General features: G+C 66.0%; 21 protein-coding genes and 4 pseudogenes. 4 read left to right on the top strand and 21 right to left on the bottom strand.

Going from position 1 to position 25,080, the window contains the following annotated elements; translation table 11 throughout:
• Nucleotides 1-209: 209 nt before the first annotated feature.
• The 5 genes and pseudogenes from trmB to PIB19_RS23060 all read right to left on the bottom strand — a co-directional run bounded on the left by trmB (nt 210) and on the right by PIB19_RS23060 (nt 4,687).
• Nucleotides 210-890, bottom strand: coding sequence for a tRNA (guanosine(46)-N7)-methyltransferase TrmB (gene trmB, locus PIB19_RS12245; protein WP_271237582.1), 681 nt, complete (start codon nt 888-890; stop codon nt 210-212).
• A gap of 59 nt (nt 891-949) precedes the next feature.
• Nucleotides 950-1,666: an EAL domain-containing protein gene (locus PIB19_RS12240; RefSeq protein ID WP_271237581.1), complete on the bottom strand. Its 717-nt coding sequence runs from the start codon at nt 1,664-1,666 to the stop codon at nt 950-952.
• A 193-nt stretch (nt 1,667-1,859) separates the two neighbouring features.
• A pseudogene (metK, locus tag PIB19_RS12235) lies at nt 1,860-3,070 on the bottom strand (methionine adenosyltransferase).
• 73 nt (nt 3,071-3,143) lie between these two features.
• Nucleotides 3,144-3,779: an apolipoprotein N-acyltransferase gene (gene lnt / locus PIB19_RS23065; RefSeq protein ID WP_336297138.1), complete on the bottom strand. Its 636-nt coding sequence runs from the start codon at nt 3,777-3,779 to the stop codon at nt 3,144-3,146.
• Entirely contained in the window at nt 3,776-4,687 is a 912-nt protein-coding gene (locus tag PIB19_RS23060) for a hypothetical protein (protein ID WP_336297137.1), read from the bottom strand. The genes lnt and PIB19_RS23060 overlap by 4 nt, the downstream gene beginning before the upstream one ends.
• A gap of 234 nt (nt 4,688-4,921) precedes the next feature.
• Here PIB19_RS23060 and PIB19_RS12225 point away from each other — a divergent pair, with 234 nt between their 5' ends.
• Both PIB19_RS12225 and PIB19_RS12220 read left to right on the top strand, forming a co-directional pair.
• Nucleotides 4,922-5,341, top strand: a complete 420-nt coding sequence (locus PIB19_RS12225) for a VOC family protein (protein ID WP_271237580.1) — start codon at nt 4,922-4,924, stop codon at nt 5,339-5,341.
• Complete coding sequence (locus tag PIB19_RS12220) at nt 5,341-5,643, top strand: polyhydroxyalkanoic acid system family protein (RefSeq protein ID WP_271237579.1); 303 nt, start codon at nt 5,341-5,343, stop codon at nt 5,641-5,643. The genes PIB19_RS12225 and PIB19_RS12220 overlap by 1 nt, the downstream gene beginning before the upstream one ends.
• 3 nt (nt 5,644-5,646) lie before the next feature.
• On the opposite strand, the gene PIB19_RS12215 is transcribed toward PIB19_RS12220, so the two are convergent.
• The 13 genes and pseudogenes from PIB19_RS12215 to PIB19_RS12155 all read right to left on the bottom strand — a co-directional run bounded on the left by PIB19_RS12215 (nt 5,647) and on the right by PIB19_RS12155 (nt 16,118).
• Nucleotides 5,647-7,017 (bottom strand): PQQ-dependent sugar dehydrogenase, encoded by a 1,371-nt coding sequence (locus PIB19_RS12215; RefSeq protein WP_271237578.1) that lies wholly within the window; start codon nt 7,015-7,017, stop codon nt 5,647-5,649.
• Between the two features lie 5 nt (nt 7,018-7,022).
• Entirely contained in the window at nt 7,023-7,946 is a 924-nt protein-coding gene (locus PIB19_RS12210; protein ID WP_271237577.1) for a hemolysin family protein, read from the bottom strand.
• A gap of 8 nt (nt 7,947-7,954) precedes the next feature.
• Nucleotides 7,955-8,464 carry an rRNA maturation RNase YbeY gene (gene ybeY, locus PIB19_RS12205; RefSeq protein WP_271237576.1) on the bottom strand — a complete coding sequence of 170 codons (510 nt, stop codon included), beginning with the start codon at nt 8,462-8,464 and terminating at the stop codon, nt 7,955-7,957.
• A gap of 124 nt (nt 8,465-8,588) precedes the next feature.
• Nucleotides 8,589-9,595 (bottom strand): annotated as a pseudogene (locus PIB19_RS12200) (PhoH family protein).
• Between the two features lie 421 nt (nt 9,596-10,016).
• A complete protein-coding gene (gene miaB / locus PIB19_RS12195; RefSeq protein ID WP_271240975.1) occupies nt 10,017-11,297 on the bottom strand; it encodes a tRNA (N6-isopentenyl adenosine(37)-C2)-methylthiotransferase MiaB in 1,281 nt (426 codons plus the stop codon).
• A gap of 162 nt (nt 11,298-11,459) precedes the next feature.
• A pseudogene (locus PIB19_RS12190) lies at nt 11,460-12,238 on the bottom strand (lysophospholipid acyltransferase family protein).
• A 181-nt stretch (nt 12,239-12,419) separates the two neighbouring features.
• Complete coding sequence (locus tag PIB19_RS12185; protein ID WP_271237575.1) at nt 12,420-12,842, bottom strand: Fur family transcriptional regulator; 423 nt, start codon at nt 12,840-12,842, stop codon at nt 12,420-12,422.
• Nucleotides 12,843-12,951: 109 nt separating this feature from the next.
• On the bottom strand, nt 12,952-13,365 hold the full coding sequence (locus PIB19_RS12180) for a MucR family transcriptional regulator (protein WP_271237574.1): 414 nt from the start codon (nt 13,363-13,365) through the stop codon (nt 12,952-12,954).
• A 109-nt stretch (nt 13,366-13,474) separates the two neighbouring features.
• A complete protein-coding gene (locus PIB19_RS12175; RefSeq protein WP_271237573.1) occupies nt 13,475-13,951 on the bottom strand; it encodes a GNAT family N-acetyltransferase in 477 nt (158 codons plus the stop codon).
• Nucleotides 13,948-14,577, bottom strand: coding sequence for a tRNA (adenosine(37)-N6)-threonylcarbamoyltransferase complex dimerization subunit type 1 TsaB (tsaB, locus tag PIB19_RS12170; protein ID WP_271237572.1), 630 nt, complete (start codon nt 14,575-14,577; stop codon nt 13,948-13,950). The genes PIB19_RS12175 and tsaB overlap by 4 nt, the downstream gene beginning before the upstream one ends.
• 4 nt (nt 14,578-14,581) lie before the next feature.
• Complete coding sequence (locus tag PIB19_RS12165) at nt 14,582-15,175, bottom strand: malonic semialdehyde reductase (protein ID WP_271237571.1); 594 nt, start codon at nt 15,173-15,175, stop codon at nt 14,582-14,584.
• 32 nt (nt 15,176-15,207) lie between these two features.
• Nucleotides 15,208-15,783 carry a NifU family protein gene (locus PIB19_RS12160; protein WP_271237570.1) on the bottom strand — a complete coding sequence of 192 codons (576 nt, stop codon included), beginning with the start codon at nt 15,781-15,783 and terminating at the stop codon, nt 15,208-15,210.
• A 71-nt stretch (nt 15,784-15,854) separates the two neighbouring features.
• Nucleotides 15,855-16,118 carry a hypothetical protein gene (locus PIB19_RS12155; RefSeq protein ID WP_271237569.1) on the bottom strand — a complete coding sequence of 88 codons (264 nt, stop codon included), beginning with the start codon at nt 16,116-16,118 and terminating at the stop codon, nt 15,855-15,857.
• A 325-nt stretch (nt 16,119-16,443) separates the two neighbouring features.
• Between PIB19_RS12155 and PIB19_RS12150 the strand changes: the two genes are divergently transcribed.
• Entirely contained in the window at nt 16,444-19,164 is a 2,721-nt protein-coding gene (locus PIB19_RS12150; protein WP_336297136.1) for a M16 family metallopeptidase, read from the top strand.
• A 158-nt stretch (nt 19,165-19,322) separates the two neighbouring features.
• Here PIB19_RS12150 and PIB19_RS12145 read toward each other — a convergent pair.
• The 3 genes and pseudogenes from PIB19_RS12145 to PIB19_RS12135 form a co-directional block, all read right to left on the bottom strand.
• A pseudogene (locus tag PIB19_RS12145) lies at nt 19,323-21,106 on the bottom strand (AMP-dependent synthetase/ligase).
• Between the two features lie 37 nt (nt 21,107-21,143).
• A complete protein-coding gene (gene ggt / locus PIB19_RS12140) occupies nt 21,144-22,859 on the bottom strand; it encodes a gamma-glutamyltransferase (protein WP_271237568.1) in 1,716 nt (571 codons plus the stop codon).
• A 45-nt stretch (nt 22,860-22,904) separates the two neighbouring features.
• Nucleotides 22,905-23,891 (bottom strand): quinone-dependent dihydroorotate dehydrogenase, encoded by a 987-nt coding sequence (locus PIB19_RS12135; RefSeq protein WP_271237567.1) that lies wholly within the window; start codon nt 23,889-23,891, stop codon nt 22,905-22,907.
• Nucleotides 23,892-24,132: 241 nt separating this feature from the next.
• Between PIB19_RS12135 and PIB19_RS12130 the strand changes: the two genes are divergently transcribed.
• Complete coding sequence (locus PIB19_RS12130; RefSeq protein WP_271237566.1) at nt 24,133-25,062, top strand: helix-turn-helix domain-containing protein; 930 nt, start codon at nt 24,133-24,135, stop codon at nt 25,060-25,062.
• The last annotated feature ends 18 nt before the right edge of the window (nt 25,063-25,080 follow it).

Genomic DNA, 25,080 nt, shown 5'->3' with positions numbered 1-25,080 from the left:
TCCTCGTCCCACAGGAAGCCCGCAACGCCGTTCGTTAGGAGCGCGTCGAGGGTCCGTTTGGTGATTCGTCCGGTCGCAATTCCGATACCTCATGTACCAGAAAAGTAATCACTGGGTAATCACCAAATCGGAAACTGCTGGATACCCTCGGCGGCAACGGGCGGACTAAGCTACTGATTTAACGTAAATCGGCGATCTAAGTGTGTTAGTTATATACGTCGGAAAATAAAGTACCAGACTTCGTGCCCCTGCCGGCGTGCCTTGCGTTCGTAGCGCGTCTCGGGCCAATCGGCAGGACGCGTGAGGAAATCGGCGGCGCTCTGCGCCTGCCACGCAAAGTCGCGGCGCTGGTTCATCACCATCATCGACCAGCGGCAATAGGTGGGATCGTCGGTGCCGAGGCGAAACTCGCTGCCGGGCTTCAACTTGGCTGCGATCAGGTCGAGTGGGCCATTGTTGACCATGCGCCGCTTGGCATGACGGGCCTTGGGCCAGGGATCGGGATGGAGCAGATAGACGCGGCTCAGGCTCGCATCGGGCAGCCGTTCGAGTACTTCGAGCGCGTCGCCCATGTGCAGGCGGACATTGCCGAGCGCGTCGTCGCGGATGTGGTTGAGCGCGCTGACCACGCCGTTGAGGAAGGGCTCGCAGCCGATGAAGCCGTGATCGGGGCGCATCTTTGCCTGGCCGGCAAGATGCTCGCCGCCGCCGAAGCCGATTTCGAACTCGAGCGGGCGGTCGTCGCCGAACAGGACGGAGGCATGGAGCGGGCCGCTCTCGGGAACGCTGACCCTGGGCAGCATCTCCTCGACGAGCGCGGCCTGGCCTTCGCGCAATTTATGGCCCTTGGAACGTCCATAGAGGCGGCGAATGGTAACGGGATCGGGCATGTCGCCTGTTAGCGCCGCTGCTGCGCTACGCAACCTGAAGCACGCGCGATGCGGCCTGATCAGGCGGCGCGGCGCAGCGACGGATTGGGGAGTGCGCAGATTTCGGGGCTGGCGATTTCCTCGCCCTGGACGAGATGGATCCCGAAACCGCGCAGCCGCTGAAGCACGGCCTCGCTGTCGACGCCGGTGGCGATCACCTTGAGGCCGAGACCGCGGATGCGCGGCGTGAGATCCTCGAGGACGAGGCGGCGCGACCAGCTGCTGGCGATCGCGCTGACGAGATCCGATTCGAGCTTCACCAGCTCGGGAAGATAGCGCCCGCACAAAGCGAGGCCGGAATGGCCCTGACCCAGGCCGACGAATGCCGTCAGCGGTCCCGCCTTGCGGTGCACCTCGATGATCTCGGCGAGTTCGCCGCCGCGCAGCTGCTGATAGCCTTCGAGACCGAAGATCAGCCGCTCGGGAATGAGGCCGGATACACGCGCCACGCGCAGGATCGGCTCGAGATGCTCGGAGGGCGCATCGATTCCCGCGGCCTGAAGGGGAATGAGCAGGCGCGCGCCGCTGGTGCCCAGCCCCGCCGCCATCGACAAGCGGATCGCGGCGGCCGCGCAACGCTGTCCGAAAGTGGTGCGTGCCTCGCCTTCGAGGGATCCATAGATTTCCACCGCGGACTCGCCGTTGCGACCGCGCACGATCGCTTCATAGGCGTACACGCGGCTGCCCGAGAGATCGGCGATCGGCTGAAAGGCGATCGTCAGGCCCGAGTCGGACACGGGCTTGTGCTCCAATTCGGATGTCACTGATTGCGAGTCCACCGTTCGGTTCCTGTACGTCTCGTATCTAGTGAAGAAATGCAGTTACCCCGGGGTTAACGGCGGCTCCGCAAATATGCGGAGTGCCGGTCGCGAACAGAAAAGGGCCGGGAGATCGCTCCCCCGGCCCTTCGAATTTGTCGAGCGCTGCAGATCAGGCCAGAGCGGCCTTCAGATCGTCGACGAGGTCGGTCTTCTCCCAAGGAAGAAATCGCCCTCTGGCTTGCGGCCGAAATGGCCATAGGCCGCGGTCTTCTGATAGATCGGCTTGTTGAGGCCGAGATGGGTGCGGATGCCGCGCGGGGTGAGCCCGCCCAGCTTTGCCAGGCCCAGGATCGCTTCCTCGATCTTGTCGTCGCCCACGGTGCCGGTGCCGTGCGTGTCGACATAGAGCGACAACGGCTTCGACACGCCGATCGCATAAGCGAGCTGGATCGTGCAGCGCTGGGCGAGGCCCGCGGCGACGATGTTCTTCGCCAGATAGCGGGTGATGTACGCCGCCGAACGGTCGACCTTGGTCGGATCCTTGCTCGAGAAGGCGCCGCCGCCGTGCGGGGCAGCACCACCATAAGTGTCGACGATGATCTTGCGCCCGGTCAGGCCGGCGTCGCCGTCGGGGCCGCCGATCTCGAAGCTGCCGGTCGGGTTGATGTGATAGACGGTCTCGTCCGAAAGCAATTCGGCCGGAAGAATGTCGGCGACGACCTTCTTCACATAAGCGTGGAGCGCGGCTTCCTTGTCGCCTTCGTCATAGCCCTTGCCATGCTGGGTCGAGACGACGATCGCGGTCGCCGCGACAGGCTTGCTGCCCTCGTAGCGGAGCGTGACCTGGCTCTTGGCGTCGGGCTCGAGGAACGGCGCCGCGCCCGAATGGCGATCGGCCGCCATCTGCTCGAGGATCTTGTGGCTGTAATAGAGCGTCGCCGGCATCAGGTCGGGCGTGTCGTCGGCGGCATAGCCGAACATGATGCCCTGGTCGCCGGCGCCTTCGTCCTTGTTGCCCGAAGCGTCGACGCCCTGCGCGATGTGCGCCGACTGCGGATGCAGGTTGTTCTCGAAACGCAGCGTCTCCCAGTGGAAGCCGTCCTGCTCATAGCCGATGCGCTTGACCGTATCGCGGACGGTCTTCTCGACCTCTTCCTGCACGCCCGGCGCCCAGTTGCCGGCCTCGTCCATGATCCCCTTGCCGCGGATCTCGCCGGCAAGGACCACCAACTGGGTGGTGGTCAGCGTCTCGCAGGCGATGCGGGCTTCGGGATCCTTCGAGAGGAACAGATCGACGATGGCGTCGGAAATCTGGTCGGAGACCTTGTCGGGATGGCCTTCCGAAACCGATTCGGACGTGAAGAGATAATTGGAACGCATGGTTTTCCTCAAATCGTGGGAAGGAAGCCGGGCCGTTGCCATGCCCATATAAAGCTTTCCTTATATCCTGCCCCTAGCGGCCCAGCCGACGGAACGCAATCGCGAACAGATAGAATGCGCCGGCGACGAGAAAGGCGAGCCAATTGCCGAGGCGCGCGAACAAGGTCGGCGGCAATGGGCGGGGCATAGCGAGCTCGATCGCGCCTTCCTGGCGATGCGGAATCGATTCGAGCACGCGGCCGCGCGCGTCGATCACTGCCGAGATGCCGGTGGGCGTCGAGCGCAGGATCGGCAGGCCTTCCTCGATCGCGCGCAGCCGTGCCTGCGCCAGATGCTGCGGCGGCCCCCATTTGCCGAACCACGCATCGTTCGAAGGATTGAAGATGAAGTCGGGGCGATTGCGGCGATCGACCACTTGCCCTGAGAAGATGATCTCGTAGCAGATCTGGATGCCCGCCTTGCCGAAGCCGGGCACTTCGATCGCGCGCGGACCCGGGCCGGGGACGAAATCGATTTCGCCCATCACGAGGCGCGCCAGGCCGAGCGGCGCCAGTAACGTGCGCATCGGCAGATATTCGCCGTACGGGACGAGATGCGCCTTGTCGTAGCGCGGGCCCAAAGTGCCGGCGGAATCGAGAGACCACACCGAATTGCCCGCGCCGCTGATCTTGCCGTCCTTGCCGAAGAACAGGGCGGTTCCGCCGATCAATGCGACGTCCTTGGGCCCGAGCCTGGCGCCGATCCGAATGCGTACCCAGCGCGGATCGGCGCGGCCATAAAGCGCGTGTCGGGATAGCCGTCCTCGACATAATAATTGACCGTGCCTTCGGGCCAGACGAGCAGCCGCGGCGCTTCACCGGGTCGACCGCTCCATTCGAGGAGCTTGACCAGCACGCGCTCGGGATAATCGGGCTCGCCGACGCCTTCCTGCCCGACATTGGGCTGGACGATACGGACGCGTGATGCGGTCGGATCGGGCAAAGACGAGGTTCCCGCAAAGCCCAGGTTGAGCAGGGCCAGCACGAACAATAGCGGGGCGCCGATCAGCAGCGGGCGATATTGGCGCTGCGATGCGAGGAAGAGCAGGCCCGCGGCGAAGACCGCGACTCCCGACAACGCATAGGTGCCGATCCATGCCGCGATCTGCGCCAGCGGCGTCGGCAGCCAGATCACGCCCAGCGGATTCCATGGATAACCGGTGAAAAGCACACCGCGCAGATATTCGGTAATGATCCAGGCGGCGGCGGCGGCGAATACGAAGGCAACATCGGGCGCAGTCCCGCCGTCGCGTCGCTTGACCGCGTGGCTGAAGCGCCATGCGAGCCCCATCGCGAACGCCGGATAGACTGCGAGGTACAAGGCCAGCAGCACCACGGCGAAATAGCCGAGCGCGGGCGGCATCTTGTCCTGATAATCGAAGGCGTGCTGGATCCAGTTGTTGCCGACGGTGAAGTGCCCGACGCCGAACACCCAGCCGCGCAGCAGCACTGCCTTGAGCGTGGGCGCGGACCAGCTCAGCCAGAGCAGGATCGCGAAGGCGAGGAGCGCGATCGGCCACAGGTTCAGCGGCGCGAAGCCCGTGGCGGAGACGAGGCCGGCGATGAGGGCGGTGAGCAAGGGGCGAGAGAGCATCGGCGTGGGGCTTAGCGCATCCTCCCCCGGAGGGGAGGGGAGCTCGAGGTCGAACGCGCCCCGCGCGTTCGAGGATCGTGCGGGGCACGATCCGACCTCGAACTCGAAGCGGTGGAGGGGTAGTTGCCCCAAGCGACATCGCCCGTGGAGATTACCCCTCCACCAAGCTGCGCTTGGTCCCCCTCCCGCTCCGGGGGAGGATCGGCTAGAGGCAATCAGATGACCCTGCGTCCCTTCCATCTTGCCTTCCCGGTCCACGACCTCGCGGCGGCACGCACCTTCTACGGCGGCGTGCTCGGCTGCCCGGAGGGGCGCTCCTCCGAACAATGGATCGACTTCGACCTGTTCGGCCACCAGATCGTCGCGCATCTCGATCCCGCCGCGAAGCTGGTGGCGGTCGCCAACGAAGTCGATGGGCACCATGTGCCGGTCCCGCATTTCGGCGTGGTGCTGACGATGCCCGATTGGGAGGCGCTCGCGGCACGCGTCGAGGCGGCGGGTATCCCGTTCGGGATCGCGCCGCATGTCCGGTTCAAGGGGCAGGTCGGCGAGCAGGCTACGATGTTCTTTCGCGATCCGAGCGGCAACGCACTCGAATTCAAGGCGTTTGGTGATGATGCCAATCTGTTTGCACGCTGATGGCTGACCCGGTCGTCGTCGATATCCCGCACAAGCTCGGCCGCGACGCTGCCCGCGCGCGGATCGCGGGTGGGGTGAGCAAGATTGCCGAGATCGTGCCGGGCGGCGGCCATGTCGAGCAGCGCTGGGAAGGCGACACGCTCCACTTCACCGTCAGCGCGATGGGGCAGCAGGTGGCGAGCAGGCTTCAGGTGTTCGACAACCGCGTCCATGCCGAAGTCGACTTGCCGCCGATGCTCGCGCTCTTCGCGTCTAAGGTGCGCGAGAAGCTCGCCGAGAAGGGCACCAAGCTGCTCAAATGAGCGTTACTTCGCGCTCACCCGCCAGATCACGTTCCCCACGTCGTCCGCCACCAGCAGCCCGCCGCTCGCATCGGTGATCACGCCGACCGGGCGGCCGCGGGTGGTCTTGCCGTCGGCGCTGAGGAAACCGGTGAGCAGGTCGACGGGCTTGGCGTCCTTGGCCGGGAAGCCGTTGTCGCCGAACGGGACATAGACGACCTTGTAGCCGGACTTGGGTTCGCGGTTCCACGAACCGTGCAGGCCGACGAACGCGCCCTTCGCCCAATTGCCGCCGAGTTTCGCGTCGCCGGCAAAGGTCAGGCCGAGCGGAGCGACGTGCGCGCCGAGCGCGAAATCGGGGCGCTTGCTATATTCGCGCAAATCGGGGCGTTCGGGCGTGACGCGCTTGTCGACATAGCCGCCCCAGTAATTCCACGGCCAGCCGTAGAAGGCGCCGAAATCGACCTGGGTCAGATAATCGGGCGGCATGTCCGATCCGAGCATGTCGCGCTCGTTGACCACGGTCCACAGCGCACCGGTGGTCGGCTCGAACGCCATGCCGTTCGGATTGCGCAGTCCCCAGGCATAGACCCGGGCCTCCTTCGTGTCGGGGAACACCTGCAGGATCAGCGCGCGCCCGTCCTTGGCGAAATCGGCGCGCGATCCGCCCGAATAGATCGCGCCTTCGGCTTCGAGTCCGTTCTCGGCGATGTTGGACGAGGAGCCGACGCTGACGAACAGCGTCTTGCCGTCGGGTGCGGCGACGACGTTACGCGCCCAATGGTTTCCGCCGCCCGGCAGCGCGATGATCTTCTCCGGCTTTGCCGTGATCCGGGTCTGGCCGGCCGTGAAGGGAAAGCGGACCAGCGCGTCGGTATTGGCGACGTAGAGCCAGTTGCCGACCAGTGCCATGCCGGTGGGCGAATTGAGCCCGGTGAGCAGAACCGAGCGCTGATCGGCGACACCGTCTCCGTTGGTGTCGCGCAACAGTGTGATGCGGTTGGGCGAAGGTACGTCCGCGCCGGCCTGGCCGAGCAGCAGCCCCATTACCCAGCCGGTAATCCCGCCACCCTCGCGCGGCGGTGAATTGGTCTCGGCGACCAGCACGTCGCCATTGGGGAGGCGATAGAGCCAGCGCGGATGCTCGAGCTTGTCGGCGAAGGCGGCGACCTGGAGGCCGGCGGCCGGGATCGGCTTCGCGCCACCGGCCCAGCCGACGGGCTTGGCGATGCCGACCGTGGGAAAGCTTTCCGAGCGCGTCCCGCTGAGCTGCGGCGCCTTGCCGGTGACGGCCTGTTCGCTGAGCCGTGCCTTGTCGGGCTGGCTGATCCAGAACCAGCCGCCGATCGCGAGCACGATCAGCAATGCGAGCACGATGAGGATGCGCTTCAGCATAAGGTTCAGTCCTCGGTCTCGGCGAGCTTGGTGGGCGGATGGAGGCGCAGCCGGGTGACTTTGCGCGAATCGGCGGCGACCACTTCGAGTTTCCAGCCGCTGTCATGGATCAGGCATTCGCCCTGCTGGGGAACGTGCCCGGCGAGCACGAAGGCGAGGCCGCCCAGCGTGTCGATATCCTCGTCGACTTCGCCCAGGCGCGGGTCGATCGTCTCGGCGACATCCTCGAGCTCGGCGCGGGCATCGGCGTCCCAGCCGCCGCCCTCGATCGGCACGAGCAGGGCGGTCGGCGCCTCGTCATGCTCGTCCTCGATCTCGCCGACGATCTCCTCGATCAGGTCCTCGATGGTGATCAGGCCCTCGGTCCCCGAATATTCGTCGACGACGATGGCGAGATGGGTGCGGTTCGCCCGCATCTGCGCGAGCAGGTCGAGCACGCCCATCGACTGGGGGACATAAACCGGCTGGCGGATCAGTCCGGCGATGCTCGGCGGGTGCGGCGCGCCCGTCGCGAGGATCGCGAACACGTCCTTGATATGGACCATGCCGATGATCGTATCGAGCTCTTCGCGATAGACCGGCAGGCGGCTGTGCCCGGCTTCCGCGAACAGCTGGACGAGATCGGCGAAGCTGGTGGCTTCTTCCACGGCGATGATGTCCGCGCGCGGCACGCCGACATCGCCGGCGTCGCGCTCGCCGAAATGGAGCAAATTCTTGAGCATCTGGCGCTCGATCGGGGCGAGGTCGCCGGCGGGCGACTTGCCGCCTTCGTCCTCATGCTCGTCGATCGCCTCCTCGATGCGGTCGCGCAGCGTCTCTTCCTGCTCGTCGCCGAACAGCAAATTGCGGATTCCCCGCCATATGCCGCCGCTCTCATGGGTGGACTCATGGGTGCCGGTACTGTGTCCGGTACTGGGGCCCTCGGGCATGTTCGTGTTCAGTCCTCGCGCACGGGATACGGATCGTGCAGGCCGAGATTGGCGAGCGCGGCGCGCTCCATCTCCTCCATCGCCTCGGCCTCGGCGTCTCCCATATGGTCATAGCCTAGCAGATGCAGCACCCCATGGACAATCAGGTGGCTGGCATGATCCTCGACAGATATGCCGCGCTCCTCCGCCTCGGCGGCGCAGATGCCGTGCGCGAGGATGATGTCGCCCAGGATCACCTCACCGTCGTCGCTGTTCTGCGTGACCGTCTCGAGCAGATCGGGCTGGACCATCGGGAAGGACAGCACGTTGGTCGGCTTGTCCTTCTGGCGATATTGATGGTTGAGCTTGTGGACCTCGTCGTCACTGGCGAGCCGGACGGCGATCTCGATCACCGCCGGCCAGTCGAGCCACTCGCCGAACGGGGTTTCGGCGAGCGCGGCCTCGGCGGCGCGGGCGGCGAGGGCTTCCCAATCGCCTTCCGGCCAGGGCTCTTCGCGAAGGGCGGCGACGTCAAGCATCTATAGCCCCTCCCCTTCAGGGGAGGGGTTGGGGTGGGGCAGTGCCCTAAGCTTAAGTCTCGGTGAGACGGCCAGGCCCCACCCCCAACCCCTCCCCTGAAGGGGAGGGGCTTTGTTGGAAGCATCAAGCATCCGGCCCCTCATAGGCCTGGACGATGCGGCCGACGATCGGGTGGCGAACCACGTCCGCGGCGGTGAACCACGAAAAGGCGATGCCGTCGACGCCCTCGAGCCGGCCGATCGCGTCGGTCAGGCCCGATGCGGGCGTGCCGCCGGGCAAGTCGACTTGCTTGGGATCGCCGCAGATCACCATCCGGCTGTTCGCGCCGAAGCGGGTGAGGAACATCTTCATCTGCGCGGGCGTGGTGTTCTGCGCCTCGTCGAGGATGACGAAGGCGTCGGCAAGCGTACGCCCGCGCATGAAGGCGATCGGGGCGATCTCGATCTCGCCCGACGCGATCCGCCGCTCGACCTGCTCGGCGGGCAGGCAATCGTAGAGCGCGTCGTAGATCGGGCGGAGATAGGGATCGACCTTCTCCTTCATGTCGCCGGGCAGGAAGCCGAGCCGCTCGCCGGCCTCGACCGCCGGGCGCGACAGGATCAGCCGCTGGACGCTGCCGGTGATCAGCTGCGCCACTGCCTGCGCCACGGCGAGATAGGTCTTGCCCGTGCCCGCCGGGCCCAATGCGAAGATCATGTCGTTCGAGATCAGCTCGCGCATGTAATGCGTCTGCGCGACCGAGCGCGGGACGATCGTCTTCTTGCGCGTGCGGATCATGATCGAAGGGGCGGGCCGCCGCCGGCTACGTCCGCCTTGACGATGCCGGTGAACATCGGCTCGCTCGACATCGCGATCACGGCGTCGATCAGCCCGGTGTCGATATCCTCGCCGCGGATCACGCGCGCCTGGAGCTCCTGGAGCACTTCGCGGGCATGCGCGACGGCTTCGGCCGAACCCTCGATCACCACGCGCTGGCCGCGGGCGTGGATATAGACGCCCAGCCGCTCCTCCAGCGCGAGGATGTTCGAATCATATTCGCCGAAGAGCTGCGGCAGGAGCTGGGGCTTGTCGAACGTGACCTCGACCCGCGAGCGTTCACCGGATTGGGCGGGGACGGGCTTACGGCTCATGCGGTCCTTTCGGGGGTAAGGCAAAGTTGCGGGAGTCGCGGTTCATTCGTCAACTTTGAAACGCGGGGCATGCGGGGCCTCGATAGGCCAACTGGGAGCGGAGCAGGTGGTTCCGTGCGCATGAGTCGCTGCGACGATGGCAGAGGAAATCCTACAAAGACAGGGGCGGGCGAGGCACGGGACGAATAAAGTGCGTGTGTGACCTCGCGACGACAGATGCGGGCGGGCCGGTGTCAGCCTGCATCTGCTATTGGTGGAAGGCGGCCCTTCTTAGCCCCTCCCCTTCAGGGGAGGGGTTGGGGGTGGGGCCTGTCCGTCTCACCGAGCCTGCGCTTGGGGCACTGCCCCACCCCAACCCCTCCCCTGAAGGGGAGGGGCTTAGCATTCGCTGCCGGGTCGTTAGGACATTCAGCTTTCGGCCTCAGGCCGCCGCCCGCACCCGCTCCACGCCGGCCAGCGAATTGGGATCGGCGCGGACGATCTTGACTTCGATCAGGTCGCCGATCTGTGCGTCGGTCATCAGATGGACCGATTGCAGCCAGGGCGACTTGCCGAGCATCTGGCCGGGGAGCTTGCCCTTGCGCTCGATCAGCACCGTGCATGTCTTGCCGAGCGTGGTCGCGTTGAACGCCGCCTGATCGCGGGCGATCGCGGACTGGAGGCGCTGGAGGCGTTCATCCATCACCGGCTCCGGCACGAATCCGTCGGTCATCTCGGCCGCGGGCGTGCCGGGGCGAGGACTATATTTGAAGCTGAAGCTCGCGGCATAGCCGACTTCGTCGATCAGGCTCAGCGTATCGGCGAAGTCCGCGTCGGTTTCGCCCGGGAAGCCGACGATGAAGTCGCCGGACAATGCGATGTCGGGCCGCGCGGCGCGTACGCGCTCGTGCAAGGCGAGATAGGATGCGCGGGTGTGCGACCGGTTCATCGCCTTGAGGATGCGGTCGCTGCCCGCCTGCACCGGCAAATGCAGATAGGGCATCAGTTTCTCGACCTCGGCATGCGCGCGGATCAGCCCTTCGCGCATGTCGTTGGGATGGCTGGTGGTGTAGCGGATGCGGTGCAGCCCCTCGATCCGGTCGAGCGCGCGGATCAGGCCGTGCAGGCCGTTGCCCGCCGCGTCGTCCCACGCATTGACGTTCTGCCCGAGCAGGGTGATCTCGCGCGCGCCGGCATCGACCAGGGCCCTGGCCTCGTCGACGATCGCGTCGAACGGCCGGCTGACTTCGGCGCCACGCGTATAGGGCACGACGCAATAGGTGCAGAACTTGTCGCAACCCTCCTGCACGGTGAGGAAGGCAGAGGGGCCGACTTTCCGGCGCGCGGGCAGCGCACCGAATTTGCTCATCGCCGGCATGTCGGTGTCGAGCGCCGACTTGCCCGCGGCGGCGTCGGCGACGAGCTGCGGCAAGTTATGATAGGCCTGCGGGCCGACGACTACGTCGACCTTGGCGCGGCTGACGATCTCGGCGCCCTCGGCCTGCGCGACGCAGCCGGCGACGGCGATCATCGGGTCCTTGCCGTGCTTCCGCAAAGCTTCCTTGCGAATTCGGCCGATGTCCGAATAGACCTTCTCGGTCGCCCGTTCGCGGATGTGGCAGGTGTTGAGCACGACGAGGTCGGCGGCATTGGCGTCGTCGGTCGCGGTCATGCCCTGGGCGGCCATCAGCTCGCCCATGCGCTCGCCGTCATAGACGTTCATCTGGCAGCCGAACGACTTGACGTGGAAGGTTTTCGGGGTCGGTTTCATTTGGGCGGGGCTATAGCTTGCGTGACGCAATTCGTCACCCCGGCGAAAGCCGGGGTCCTGAGCGGCCGGCCGTGAAGCTTTTGGCTCTGGATCCCGGCTTTCGCCGGGGTGACGTCATTGGTTGGTCGGCGCCTTGTACCCGATCGCTTCCTCGGCATAGCGGAACGGGCGCAGCGGATGACCCAGTGCGGCGACCAGCGCTTCCTCGATGCGCCGCCGGCTTTCCGCGGCGATCGCCTTGCGGCCGGGATAGTCGCGCGGATCGAACGGTTCGAGGAAATGGACCTTGAGTTCGAAGTTTCCCTTGCGCGCGAGGATGCGGCGGGCGTTGTTGAGGCCGCGCTCCTGGCCGATCCAGCCGATCTCCTCGCTGAAATCGCCATAATCGAGCAGCACCGGCTGGACCATCACGCCGGGGGGCGGCGGCTCGAGCACGCGCAGCATCAGGTCTTGAACGGCAGCAGCGACTTGCCGTCGGTGGTGGTGCCTTCGGGGAAGATCGTGATCGCCCAATTATCGGCGAGCGCCTCGCGCAGCTGGTTGATCTGTTCGGCGACTCCCAGCCGGTTCTCGCGCTTTACATAGACGGTGCGGTTCATTCCCGCGAGCCAGCCGACCACCGGCGCGGCGCCGATCTCGGCCTTGGCGACGAACGCGGTGCCGCTCGCGCCGCCGAGCGCGAGGATGTCGATCCAGCTCAGATGGTTGGAGACATAGAAGACGTCGCGGCGCAGCGGCGTGCCGATCTTGACGACGCGGGCACCGGCGATGCGCGCGGCGCGGCCGAGGAACCAGCGCGGCCACGGCATGGGCAGGCGCAGCAGCCGCCACAGATAATACATCGGCACATGGGTGAGGACCGCGAGCAGCAGCAGTCCGACGCGGCCCCACATGCGGGCCTGTTCCGACAAGGTCAGTTGGGTAGTGGCGCCTTCCGCGGCCTCCGCGCGGCGCGAGTCCACACATGCCCCCTCCGTTCGCCCTGAGCTTGTCGAAGGGCGGTGATCCACGAGCGACGCACTCCTGGATAGTGGCGCTTCGACAAGCTCAGCGCGAACGGTGAAGGGTTTGCGCTCAGCTCTTCCGGTCGAGCGCGACGCCGTAGAGTTCCATGCGGTGGTCGACGAGGCGGAAGCCGAGGCGCTCGGCGATCTGCTTCTGGAGCAGTTCGAGTTCGGGATCGACGAATTCGATCACCTTGCCCGATTCGACGTCGATCAGATGGTCGTGATGCGCTTCGGGCGCGGGTTCGTAGCGTGCGCGGCCGTCACCGAAATCGTGACGGTCGAGGATGCCGGCCTCTTCGAACAGGCGCACCGTGCGATAGACCGTGGCGATCGAGATGCCCGGATCGATCGCTGAGGCGCGCTCATAGACCTTCTCGACATCGGGATGGTCTTCGGCATCGGAGAGGACGCGCGCGATCACCTTTCGCTGTTCGGTGATGCGCAGGCCCTTTTCGTGGCACAGGGCTTCGAGATCGATTTTCCGCGGCATGGCGCCGATGTAACGTCAATGCGCGCGAGGGGAAGGGGCAGCAAAACGCCGGCCCGGGCATCCCCGGACCGGCGTTTGATTTTCCCACCTCTGGAAGGCGGCGAAAGGCTCAGCGCTTGCGGCGCTTGGTGCCGAGACCGATCTTCTTGGCGAGCGTGCGGCGCTGCTCGGCATAATTGGGAGCGACCATGGGATAGTCAGCAGGAAGATTCCACTTCGCGCGATACTGTTCCGGGGTCATCTGATAGTGCGTCATCAAGTGACGCTTGAGCATCTTGAGCTTCTTGCCGTCTTCGAGGCAGACGATGAAGTCCGGCTTCACCGAAGAACGGATCGAAACAGCCGGCTCCTGCTTCACTTCAGGTTCTGCGACGACGCGGCCGAGGCCGGTCAATGCGCCGTGAACATTCTGAATAAGCACGGGAAGATCCGAAACTGCAACGCTATTGTTGCTCACATGCGCCGCGACAATATCCGCGGTCAGCGTGATGAGCGTTTCCTGAATGTCAGCTGAATTGTCCATGGTGTTCCCTTCGACCCAAATTATCGACGACTATTAATGCCGTCTGCGAGGGCCCTATCGGGCCGTTACAAACCAAAGGCAAGGTCGTTGGCCTTCAGTTACGAAAAAATCAGGCAAGCTTGCGCGCATAGGTATGAGCATCAAACGCCTGCCCCGTCTTGCCCCTATAATAGTTCCTGCGCTCGCCGACCTTCTCGAAACCTTCGCGACGGTATAGCCGGACGGCATCGTTTCCCGCGCGTACCTCAAGATGAAGTTGAAGGACTCCGCGATTCCGCGCTTCGGCGATGATGGCGCGGAGCAGCGCTCCGGCAACGCCGCGGCGGCGCGCTGCGGGGCGCGTCGCCAGCAGCAGCAACTCGGCCTCGTCGCCGGTCGAGCGTGCCAATGCGAAGCCCGCGTCGTTGCCGTCGAGGCTGGCGATCACCAGCCATACGCCGGGAAGCGAGAGCATCCCCAGGCATTGCGCGCTGGTCCATGCTTCGCCGAAGCGCGGATCGAAGGCATCCTGCATGATGCGGATGACTTCGGTCAGATCCTGCGATCCGCCCTCGCGCAATTCGGTGATGTTGAGCGTGCTGCTCATGCGAGACCACGCTCCGCAAGCGTCCGCGCGTCGGGCGGGCGGCCATAGATCGGGCGCGCGGGCAGGTTCGCGAAATCGGGGGAGCAGCCGCGCATCCTCGGCGCGGGGAGCGCCTCTATTGCCTCGAGCCCCGCGTCCAGCGCCGCCAGATGGCGAACGCCGCTGCCGATCGCCCGACGACCTTCGAGTGCCGCGAGCGCCGCGGAGGGTATCAGCGACTTGAGCGGACCTTCGGAGGCGAGTGGCGATGCCGTGAACGACTGCATGAAGACTTCACCGTGCCCGCCTTCGAGGATCACGGCAAGCGTGGGCCACTCCGGATGTGCATGGAATCCGGCTGCGGCGATCAATGCGAGCGACGAATAGCCGAAGACCTCCGCCTGCCAGCCGATCGCGAGCCCCAAAGCCGCGGCGAGGCCGACGCGAACGCCGGTGAAGCTGCCGGGACCGACATCGACGAGGATGCGGGCTGCGCGGCCCTGCCCGGGCAGCCCGCCGATCATCGGCACCAACCGCTCGGCATGCCCGCGCCCGACCACTTCGTGCGCGCTCGCTACCACTTCGCCGCCGCGCAGCAGCGCCACCGAACAGGCGGCGGTCGCGGTTTCGATGACGAGCGTGGTCAATGCGTCAGACGACCCGGTTGAACTGGTCGAACTCGGGACGGGGAAGTCGTTCGAAGATGGTGGAAGGGTCGCCATGGCCCAGCGTTGAAATGAAGTTGGACTTCAGATTGGGCTGGTCGCTGAAAAAGGCTGCGTCAACCTTGGCGTTGTCGAATCCCGACATCGGGCCCGTATCGAAACCCAGCGCGCGCGCCGCGATGATGAAATAGGCGCCCTGCAGCGAGGAGTTGCGGAAAGCCTGAGCGTAGCGCGCCGCGTCGTCGGGGAACCAGTCCTTCGCGGTCGGCGCATGCGGGAAGAGCCAGGGGAGATGCTCGTTGAACGCGAGATCCATCGCGATGATCACCGCGGCGGGCGCCTTGCGGATCTTGGCGGCGTTGGTGTTGCTCGAAAGATCGGCGAGCTTGTCCTTGCTCTCCTGGCTCGTCAGCCAGACGAAGCGCGCCGACTGCTGGTTGGCCGAAGTCGGGCCCATCTTCACCAGGTCGTAGATGCGCCGGATATCCGCCTCGGTGACCGGGGTGTCGTCATAGCCGTTATAGGTGCGCGCGGTACGAAAGATCGTATCCAGCCCCGCATCATCGAGGGGACGGCCCATGTGCAAATCCTTTCGGGCGGGGAGACGCGACCCTAGATCGCGCGGACTTCGGTGACTTCGGGAACGTAATATTTGAGCAGTTGCTCGATGCCGTTCTTCAGCGTCGCGGTCGAGGAGGGGCAACCCGCGCAGGCGCCCTGCATCTGGAGATAGACCTTGCCCGCGTCGAACCCGCGATAGACGATGTCGCCGCCGTCATTGGCGACGGCGGGGCGGATGCGCGTCTCGATCAGCTCGCGGATCTGCGCGACGATCTCGGCATCCTCGGGATTGTCGCCGAAATCGGCGGATTCGGCCGGCACCGAGAAGCCCGCGGCGGTGCCGGCGCGGAACAGCGGCATGTTGGCCGAGAAATGATCGAGCAGGATCGAGAGTATGTCGGGCTTCAGTTCGCGCCATTCGACGCCCGGCGCCGCGGTCACCGAAATGAAGTCGCGGCCGAAGAACACGCCGGTCACGTCGCCGAGCCCGAACAGGGCCTCGGCGAGCGGCGAAGCCTCGGCATCCTCCGGATTCGCGAAGTCGCGCGTGCCTGCGTCCATCACCGTGCGTCCGGGGAGGAACTTGAGCGTCGCCGGGTTGGGCGTGGCTTCGGTCTCGATCAGCATGCGTGTCATGTGGCGCCTGGGCGCCCGCGGATCAAGCAGCGGACGGGAAACGAAAGGTTTCGCGGGGACAATCAGTCGGCGTCGTGGCTGGTAGCGCTGCTCACGTCCGCGTCATGCCCGCTCTTGTCGCTGAAGAAGGCGGCAGCGAACAATCCGCAGCCGAGCAGGGTCGAGAGGAACACCCCGCCGATCGTCGCGAGGATCGCCGACAGATACAGCGCGTCGTTGATCGAGAGATACCAGAGCGCGCCGGCGACCATCAGCACGCCGGCCAATGCGATCCACAGCATCATCCGCCGGAACTCGCTCCAGGCTTGGGCAGTATCGGTAGCCATGTCGATTTCCTTTGACGCCGAGATGGTGCCGTAGCGACTCCGGTTCAACGGTCGATTGGACGAATCGTCCACCCTCACACGGGGAATTGAGTCCGGAACTCCGGCCGTCCGGCAAAGCCGTACACCTGGGCGAAAGGTCCAAGGTGGCATGCGCGGCAATTCGCCATTAGATGGGGATCCATGCTTCGTTTCCTGCGGTCGCCGCTCCTCGCCTCCCTTGCCCTCGTCACGCTCTCGCCGGCCCTGCCGGTGCTGGCGCAGACTGCGCCGCGGCCGGTCCAGACCGCGGACGATCCGTGGCTCTACAAGAACAGCGACCTCGTCCATGACGACGCCTGGAAATTCGGGCGGCTTCCGAACGGCCTGCGCTATGCGGTGCGCAGGAACGGCGTGCCGCCGGGCCAGGTCTCGGTGCGCGTGCGAGATCGATGCGGGCTCGCTGAACGAGCAGGAGAGCGAACGCGGCTTCGCGCACCTTCTCGAGCATCTCTCCTTCCGCGGATCGACCTTCGTTCCGGACGGCGAATCGAAGCGGATCTGGCAGCGGCTCGGCGTGACCTTCGGCTCGGATTCGAACGCGAGCACCACCTTCACCCAGACGGTCTACAAGCTCGATCTGCCGACCGCGACGCCGCAGGGGCTGGACGAGAGCTTCAAGATCCTGGCGGGCATGATGTCCGCGCCGGCGATCACCCAGGTCTCGCTCAACGCCGAGCGGCCGGTGGTGCTGGCCGAGGCGCGCGAGCAGCCGGGCGCGCAGGAGCGGATGCAGGACGCGATGCTGGGCCTGATGTTCGCCGGCCAGCCGGTCGCCAATCGCAAGCCGATCGGCACCACCGCGGCGCTGGCTGCGGCGACCGCCGCTTCGGTCAAGGCGTTCCACGATCGCTGGTACCGCCCCGAAAAGGCTGTGGTGATCGTCATCGGCGACATGGATCCTGCCGTGCTCGAAGCGATGGTGCAAAAGCATTTCGCGGATTGGAAGGGCGAAGGACCCACGCCGCAGGCCCCGGATTTCGGCAAGCCGGTAGAGGGCCAGCCGGTCGCGGCGAGCATCGTCGAGCCGGCAGTGCCGCCGCTGGCGATGATGGCGGTCGTGCGGCCATGGACGGTGTTTTCGGACACGGTGATCTTCAACCAGAAGCGCATGATCGATCTGGTCGCGATCCGGATCATCAACCGGCGGCTCGAAACCAAAGCGCGGTCGGGCGGCAGCTTCGTCGCCGCGGGTGCCGATCTGAGCGACGTTGCGCGCTCGGCCAACGTCACCACGGTCAACGTCATGCCGGTCGGCGCAGACTGGGAGACGGCGCTGCGCGACGTGCGCGGCGTGATCGCCGACGCGCAGACCATTGCCCCCACCCAGGCCGAGATCGACCGCGAAGTCGCCGAGATCGAATCGTCGATGAAGCAGCGCATCTCCACAGCGCCGGTCGAATCGGGGATGAAGCTCGCCGACGACTTGGTCGAGGCAGTCGACATCAACGAGACGGTGACCACGCCCGAGGCGTCGTACGACATCTTCAAGTCGGCGGTGACTGCGAAGATGTTCACGCCCGCAACCGTGCAGGCGGCATCGAAGCGCGTGTTCCAGGGCACTGCGGTGCGCGCATTGGTCAACACCCACACGCCCGATCCGCAGCTGGTGACCAAGGTGACCTCCGCGCTCGCGGCCGACGTCGTCGCCAACGGCGCGAAGCGCAAGGCGCTGGGCAACGTCACTTTCGCGCAGCTTCCGAAGCTGGGCGCCCCGGGCAAGGTCGTGAGCCGCACGCCGGCGCTGGCCGAGCTCCAGATCGAGAGGGTCATCTTCGCCAACGGCGTCAATCTGCTGATGCGCAAGGATTCGTCCGAAGTCGGCAAGGTCTATGTCAACGTCCGCTTCGGGCGCGGCCTCAACGGGCTGCCCGCCGATCGGCCGAGCCCGGCCTGGGCAGGCGACATGGCGCTGGTCGCGAGCGGCATCGGCAAGCTCGGTCAGGAAGAGCTCGATGCGCTGATCGGCCGGCGCCAGATGGGCTTCGATTTCGACGTGGATTCGGACGCCTTCCGCTTCGCCGGCCAGACCAACAAGGACGATCTTCCCGATCAGCTGCGGCTGTTCGCGGCCAAGCTCGTGGCACCCGCCTGGGATCCGAACCCGGTGATCCGTGCCAAGACCGCGATGCTGTCCGGCTATGCCGGTCTCTCCTCGTCGCCCGACGCGGTGCTCGGCCGCGACCTCGAGCGGCTGCTCCATTCGAACGACCCGCGCTGGGGCATCCCTTCGCGCGAGGCGATCGAGGCGACTACCCCGGCGAGCTTCCGCAAATTGTGGGAGCCGCTGCTCGCCAGCGGCCCGATCGAAGTCGAAGTGTTCGGCGACATGGATTCCGAAGCGACGGTCAAGGCTGTGGCGGAGACGTTCGGCGCAATGAAGCCGCGGCCCGCCGGCACCGAGCCTCCGCCGCCCGTCACTTTCCCCGCGCATGTCGACAAGCCGGTCGTGCGCACCCACACCGGCAAGCCCGAACAGGCGGCCGCGGCGATCGCCTGGCCGACCGGCGGGGGCAGCGCAGGGATCACCGAGAGCCGCAAGCTCGACGTGCTCGCCGCGGTGTTCCGCGACCGCCTGATCGATCAGCTCCGCAGCCAGGCAGGGGTGAGCTATTCGCCCAACGTCGCCAGCCAGTGGCCGCTCGGCCTCGCATCGGGCGGCAAGTTGATCGCATTGGGCATGGTCCCGCCCGACAAGACCGATTTCTTCTTCGAACTCGCCCGCGGGATCGCCGCCGATCTGATCGCCAAGCCGGTCGACGCCGACGAGCTCAATCGCGCGCTGACGCCGATCAAGCAGCAGCTCATCCGCCAGTCGAGCGGCAACATGTTCTGGATGCGGCTGGTCGAGGGCGGAACCTATGATCCCGCGCGGATCGCGGCGGTCGACACGCTGGCACGCGACATCGCGACGACTTCGCCCGCCGAGGTCCAGGCGCTTGCGGCGAAGTATCTCCGCCCGGACAAGGACTGGTCGATGATCGTCGTGCCGGAAGCGGGCGCGAAGTAACTCATCTTGCTCCCCTCCCTGCAAGGGAGGGGCTGGGGTGGGTGCGAGCGTCAGCGAGCCCGTCCACAGTGTCTCGACAAAAGAAAAGGCCGGGCATCGAGCCCGGCCTTTTCTTACCCACCCTAGCCCCTCCCTAAGAGGGAGGGGAACATCGATGCCTAATACAGCGCGTCGAGCCGCGCGCCGTACACTTGCCGCAGCACGTGGCGGCGGATCTTCAGGCTGGGCGTCAACTGCTCGTTCTCGATCGTGAACGGTTCATCGGCGACGATGAATTTCCGCACCCGCTCGATCACGGAAAGATCCTTGTTCACGCGCTCGACTGCGTGCCCTAGCGCGGCCTTGAAATCGGGATCGTGCGCCAGATTCTTGAAGTCGCATCGGGTGCCGGTGCGCGCGCACCATTCCTGGACCCATTCGGGATCGGGGACGATCACTGCGGTCATATAGGGCTTCTTGTCGCCGGCGATCATCGCCTGGACGATCTCGGGCTGGAGCGTGAGCATCCCCTCGACCTTTTGCGGCGCAACATTGTCGCCCTTGTCGTTGACGATGATGTCCTTCTTGCGGTCGGTGATCTGGATCCGGCCCTTCTCGTCGATCAGCCCGATGTCGCCGGTATGGAGCCAGCCGTCCTTGAGGACGCGCTTGCTCTCCTCCTCGTTGCGCCAATAGCCGTGCATGACGAGCTCGCCGCGGACGAGAATTTCGCCGTCCTCCGCGATCTTTACTTCGACGCCCTTCAGCGGCGGGCCGACCGTGTCCATCTTGAGGCCCGCGCTCGGCCGGTTGCACGAGATCACCGGCGCCGCCTCGGTCTGGCCATAGCCCTGGAGGAAGGTCAGGCCGAGCGACTGGAAGAAGATGCCGACCTCGGGGTTGAGCGGCGCGCCGCCCGATACCATCGCCTTCATCCGCCCGCCGAAGCGCTTCGAGATCTTGGGAAGCAATGTGGCCTTGAGGATCAGGTTCATCGGCTGGTCCTGGATCGGCACGCCGCCGGCCGCGCGCTTGCCGCCGATCGCCACGGCGCGGTCGAGCAGATACGCGGAAAGCCTGCCCTGCTTCTCCACCGCCTTGCTGATCCGCGTGCGCAGCACTTCGAACAGCCGCGGCACCACCACCATGATCGTCGGGCGCACTTCCTCGATGTTCGAGGCGAGCTTCTCCAGCCCTTCGGAATAATAGATCTCGGCGCCGAGCCCGATCGGGAAATGCTGCCCGCCGGTATGCTCATAGGCGTGAGAGAGGGCAGGAAGGAGAGGAACACTTCGTCCTCCCAGCCGAAATCCTCCGAGATGATCGTGCAGCAGCCGTCGACATTGTGCAGGATCGCACCGTGATGCTGCATCACGCCGCGCGGGGACCCGCCGGTGCCGCTGGTATAGATCAGGCAGGCCAGATCCTCGCGCTTGAAGTTCACCTTGGCGGCGAAAGTCTCGGGATCGGCCGGGTGGCGGGCGATCAGGTCCTGCCAGTCGTGAAAGTCCATCGTCCCCGATTGCCCGACCCGGACCTCGTCGATCCCGATCACCATCCGTGCCGAGGAGGAGCGGATCGCGGCGGGAAGCAGCGTCTTCGCCAGCTTGGTATTCGAGACGACGATCGCGCAGGCGCCCGAATTCTCGATGATGTGCTGGTGATCGCGCTCGGTGTTGGTGGTGTAGGTCGGCACGGTCACGCAGCCCGCGGCCATGATCGCGAGATCGGTGATGCAGAATTCCGGCCGGTTCTCGGAAACCAGCATCACTCGGTCGCCGTTCTTCAGCCCCAGCGCCTGCAGTGCAGTGGCGAGGCTGGCGACCTGGCGCGCCGCCTCGGCCCAGCTCGTCGGCTGCCATGCGCCGCCGGCCTTGTGCCAGAGGAACGGCTTGTCGCCCTTCTCCCGTGCCCGGGTGAAGAACATCTGGACCAGATTGTCGAACCGTTCGAGCTGTCGCATCATTCTCCCCTTGGGCGCCGCTTGTTGCGGTTTCCCGTTATTCGGACGGTCGGTTCGGCACTGCGCCGAAACGCTTGATCTCCGGCACGCGCCCGTCCTGATGCATCGCCACGCCTTCGCTGCGCGGATCGGCCGCGCCGGCCCAGCGACCATGGATCCGCTCGATCGCATTGGCCTTGAGCCCGAGCGGCGCGGCCTGGACCTTCTCGCCCAACGCCTGCAGCGCCGGGATCATCGCCTCGCGTTCGGTGCCTTTCTCGATCATCGCGACCGGGCCCGGAGCATATACCAGTCCGAGCGCGATCGCATCCTGCGCGCTCAGCTTCCAGTCGACCACCCCGATGATCGCCTTGGCGACCTGCGCGATGATCGTCGATCCGCCCGCGGCGCCCACCGCGAGACGGACGGTGCCGTCGGGAGCGTAAACGATCGAAGGTGCCATTGAGCTGCGTGGGCGCTTGCCGCCCTCGACTCGGTTGGCGACCAGATAGCCGTCCTTCTCCGGAACGATGTCGAAATCGGTGAGCTCGTTGTTGAGCATCGTCCCGTCGACCGACAGTCCCGAGCCGAACGGGCTTTCGATCGTCGTGGTCACCTGCGCGACATTGCCCGCGCCGTCGGCGACCGAGAGCGAGGTGGTGCCGGCGACTTCGCTGTTCGGCGCGCGGACGCGCGGCGGCGCGCCCGGCGGGGTGCCGGCGGCGACGTCCTGCATGCTACCGGTCGCGCTGATCAGCGCCGAGCGGCGCGCGATGTATTTCGGGTCGAGCAGGCCCTTGAGCGGAACCCGGACATAATCGGGATCGCCGAGATACATGTCGCGATCGGCGTAAGCGAGGCGCGAGCTCTCGGCGAAGAGGTGCCAGGCGACGGGCGAATCCTTGCCCAGCTTCGCCATGTCGAAGCGCTCGAGCTGCTTGAGGATCATCAGCACCGCCACGCCGCCCGACGAAGGCGGACCCATCGAGCAGATCCTGTGCCGTCGATAGCTGCCGCACAGCACCGGGCGCTCCTTGGCCGCGTATGCCGCGAGATCGCCGACGGTCATCTTCGAAGGATTGCGGGCGGCATTGTTGACCGTGGCGACCAGCCTCGCCGCCTGCGGGCCGACATAGAAGCTGTCGGGGCCGAATTTGGCGATGCGCTCGAGCAACGCCGCCTGCTCGGGGTTCCGCGTGGTGGTGCCCGGCGCGAGCGGCTTGCCCTCGGCATCGTAGAAGACCGTCCGGATGCTCGCGTCGGCGCGGCTGGCGAAGCGGCCCAGTGCGCTGCTGAAGCGCGGCGAGACCGCGAAGCCGTCGCGGGCCAGCCGGATCGCCGGCTCGAACAGGCTTGCCCAGGGCAGCTTGCCGCCGCGCTGGTGCGCCAGCGCCATCGCGCGCAGGGTGCCCGGAACGCCGACGCTGCGTCCGCCGGGGATCGCGTCGCGGATGCCGAGCGGCTTGCCGTCGGCGTAGAACCAGCGCGGATCGGCGGCCATCGGCGCGGCCTCGCGGCCGTCGACCGTGGTGGTCGCCTTTTTCTTCGCGTCATATTGGACGAAGAAGGCGCCGCCGCCGATCCCTGCGCTTTGCGGCTCGACCACGTTCAATGCCAGCATCGTCGCGATCGCCGCATCGGTGGCCGTCCCGCCCTTGCGGAGGATCTCGACGCCTGCCGCCGCGGCGCGCGGATCGGCGGCACTCACAACCCCCTGCGCCATGGCGGCGAAGGGCACGAACAGGGCTATCAGCAGCGCGACCAGCTTTTTCATTGTGCCAGCCGTAGCGGGCTTTGGCCGGACGGCAAAGACGCTACGTCAGCGCATTCCGGAGAGGATGTCGCGGATCAGGCCGGGGCCCTTGTAGACCAGCGCACTATAGACCTGCACCAGCACCGCCCCGGCATCGAGGCGGCGCTTCGCCTCGTCGGCGCTGTCGATCCCGCCGGCGGAGATCAAAGGCAGTTCGCCGCCGCTGGCCTCGCGGGCCTCGACAAGCTTCGCGCGCGCCAGATCGCGCAAGGGGGCGCCCGAAAGGCCGCCGCTCTCGCCTGCAAAGCTGGAACGCAGGCCCGCCGACCGCGAGATCGTCGTGTTCGAGACGATCAGCGCGTCCACGCGGTTGTCGATCGCCGCCCGGATCGCGCCTTCGATCCCCGCGCGATCGAGATCGGGTGCGATCTTGAGGAACAACGGAGTCGCGCCGCGTGCCGCATCGCAGGCCGCGAGCAGCTCATCCAGCGCCGGCCGCGACTGGAGATCGCGCAGGCCCGGCGTGTTGGGCGAGCTGACATTGATCGTGATGTAATCGGCATGCGGCGCCGCTTTCCGCACACCCTCGGCATAGTCCGCGACCCGATCGGCCGAATCCTTGTTGGCGCCCACATTGATGCCCAGCACTCCCGGGCGCGTCCCGATGGTCGCGATCCGGGCGAGTGCGGCGTCCACGCCGTCATTGTTGAACCCCATCCGGTTGATCACCGCTTCGTCCTCGACGAGCCGGAACAGCCGCGGCTTCGGATTGCCCGGCTGGGGACGCGGCGTCAGCGTCCCCACCTCGACCGCCCCGAAGCCCAGCCCGAACAGCCCGGCCACCGCTTCGGCATTCTTGTCGAGTCCCGCCGCGAGCCCCACCGGATTGGGGAAGTCGATCCCGGCAAGCCGCACCCGAAGCGATTCATCCGATACGGATTTTGCCGCGAAGGGAGTGCCGGCGCTTCCCCACGCCCGCAAAGCGGCGATCGTGGCGCGGTGTGCGGTTTCGGGGTCCAGCGCGAACAATGCGGATCGGAGCGGATAGGCCATGCCCGCCGCCTTCGCATCGAGGGGGCCGCGCGTCAAAAATTTAGGATGTGTCGAATCCGTCCAATACGTAAGCCTACGTAGGCGCTAGTCAGGCTTTGCGACCCGAGGGGTTTCCGCTTCAACGGGGGAACCCTTTCCACTGGCCCGGCCGGGCAACCGGCCGGGCCACTTTATCTGGGCCCCGCACCCGCTATAGGTAACCGGCAGACACAGATTCTCGGGATGGGGGCTCGAGTCGTAGATGCGGGGCGCAACCATAAGAAAACCCGACGTTACCGACCTGGGCGCAGAGCGCGCGCCGACGGTGACGATCGAAATGAAGTCGGCCAAGGGCCGGCTGCTTCCGCATGTCGAATCCTATTATCTGTTCCGCGCCGGCGAGGGCGAGCTCGAAGGTCCCGAGCGCGTCGATATCGGCCATATCCGCTTCCTGATCCGCGGCGAGGGCGAGATGACCTTCCCCGACGGCCATGTCGAGCCGCTCAAGCCGATCATGGTGGCGGGTCCCGGCACCGCCGCGGCCAGCTATCGGATGCGCGGTCCGGTGCTCTGCTTCGGCGTCGTCCTGCGCGCGATCGGCTGGAAGGCACTGATCGGCATTCCCGCGCACAAGGTCACCGATCACATCATCGACGGCGAGAAACTGTTCTGCGAGCGCGCGCCCAGGCTGCTCGAGCAGCTGCGCAGTATGACCGAGCTCGACGAGATGATCGGGGCGATCGCGCCGCAGCTGATCATGCGCCAGGAGGAAGTGAAGCCGGTTCCCGATCCGCATTTCCCCTTTCTCAGCCGGGTGCGCGAATGGGCCGCGAGCGAGGATCCGACGATCGACGCGCTTTATGCCACGATCGAGGAGAGCAGTGGCTTGGGCGAACGCCAGGTCCAGCGGCTGTGCCTCGAATATTTCGGCGGGCCGCCGACCAAGCTCAAGCGCAAGTTCCGCGCGATCCGCGCGGCGATGCAGATCTTCCAGGGAGCGCCGCTTTCCGACGTGCTCGGCCCCTTCTCCGATCAGTCGCACATGATCAACGAGATCAAGCACTTCACCGGCTATACGCCGACCAGCCTGCGCGGCAGCAGCGATCCCACGCTGGCGCTGACCCTGAAGAACGAGGAACTGCACTTCCTGCCCGACGTCATCCCCGAGCCGGTTGACCTTCGGGGCAACTAGGCCCATCTGCAATCGGAC

Origin of the sequence: Sphingomonas sp. 7/4-4 (assembly GCF_027941955.1) — a bacterium.
Classification (GTDB): domain Bacteria; phylum Pseudomonadota; class Alphaproteobacteria; order Sphingomonadales; family Sphingomonadaceae; genus Sphingomonas.
This window is presented reverse-complemented; position numbering and strand designations above follow the sequence as displayed.

What these genes read in the sequence shown, in the direction of transcription:
- trmB (WP_271237582.1), bottom strand. Translation starts at nt 890, where the DNA reads ATGCCCGATCCCGTTACCATTCGCCGCCTCTATGGACGTTCCAAGGGC.
- PIB19_RS12225 (WP_271237580.1), top strand. Translation starts at nt 4,922, where the DNA reads ATGACCCTGCGTCCCTTCCATCTTGCCTTCCCGGTCCACGACCTCGCG.
- PIB19_RS12220 (WP_271237579.1), top strand. Translation starts at nt 5,341, where the DNA reads ATGGCTGACCCGGTCGTCGTCGATATCCCGCACAAGCTCGGCCGCGAC.
- PIB19_RS12215 (WP_271237578.1), bottom strand. Translation starts at nt 7,017, where the DNA reads ATGCTGAAGCGCATCCTCATCGTGCTCGCATTGCTGATCGTGCTCGCG.
- PIB19_RS12210 (WP_271237577.1), bottom strand. Translation starts at nt 7,946, where the DNA reads ATGCCCGAGGGCCCCAGTACCGGACACAGTACCGGCACCCATGAGTCC.
- ybeY (WP_271237576.1), bottom strand. Translation starts at nt 8,464, where the DNA reads ATGCTTGACGTCGCCGCCCTTCGCGAAGAGCCCTGGCCGGAAGGCGAT.
- miaB (WP_271240975.1), bottom strand. Translation starts at nt 11,297, where the DNA reads ATGAACGTCTATGACGGCGAGCGCATGGGCGAGCTGATGGCCGCCCAG.
- PIB19_RS12185 (WP_271237575.1), bottom strand. Translation starts at nt 12,842, where the DNA reads ATGCCGCGGAAAATCGATCTCGAAGCCCTGTGCCACGAAAAGGGCCTG.
- PIB19_RS12180 (WP_271237574.1), bottom strand. Translation starts at nt 13,365, where the DNA reads ATGGACAATTCAGCTGACATTCAGGAAACGCTCATCACGCTGACCGCG.
- PIB19_RS12175 (WP_271237573.1), bottom strand. Translation starts at nt 13,951, where the DNA reads ATGAGCAGCACGCTCAACATCACCGAATTGCGCGAGGGCGGATCGCAG.
- PIB19_RS12165 (WP_271237571.1), bottom strand. Translation starts at nt 15,175, where the DNA reads ATGGGCCGTCCCCTCGATGATGCGGGGCTGGATACGATCTTTCGTACC.
- PIB19_RS12160 (WP_271237570.1), bottom strand. Translation starts at nt 15,783, where the DNA reads ATGCTGATCGAGACCGAAGCCACGCCCAACCCGGCGACGCTCAAGTTC.
- PIB19_RS12155 (WP_271237569.1), bottom strand. Translation starts at nt 16,118, where the DNA reads ATGGCTACCGATACTGCCCAAGCCTGGAGCGAGTTCCGGCGGATGATG.
- PIB19_RS12150 (WP_336297136.1), top strand. Translation starts at nt 16,444, where the DNA reads ATGACGACGCCTGGAAATTCGGGCGGCTTCCGAACGGCCTGCGCTATG.
- ggt (WP_271237568.1), bottom strand. Translation starts at nt 22,859, where the DNA reads ATGAAAAAGCTGGTCGCGCTGCTGATAGCCCTGTTCGTGCCCTTCGCC.
- PIB19_RS12135 (WP_271237567.1), bottom strand. Translation starts at nt 23,891, where the DNA reads ATGGCCTATCCGCTCCGATCCGCATTGTTCGCGCTGGACCCCGAAACC.
- PIB19_RS12130 (WP_271237566.1), top strand. Translation starts at nt 24,133, where the DNA reads ATGCGGGGCGCAACCATAAGAAAACCCGACGTTACCGACCTGGGCGCA.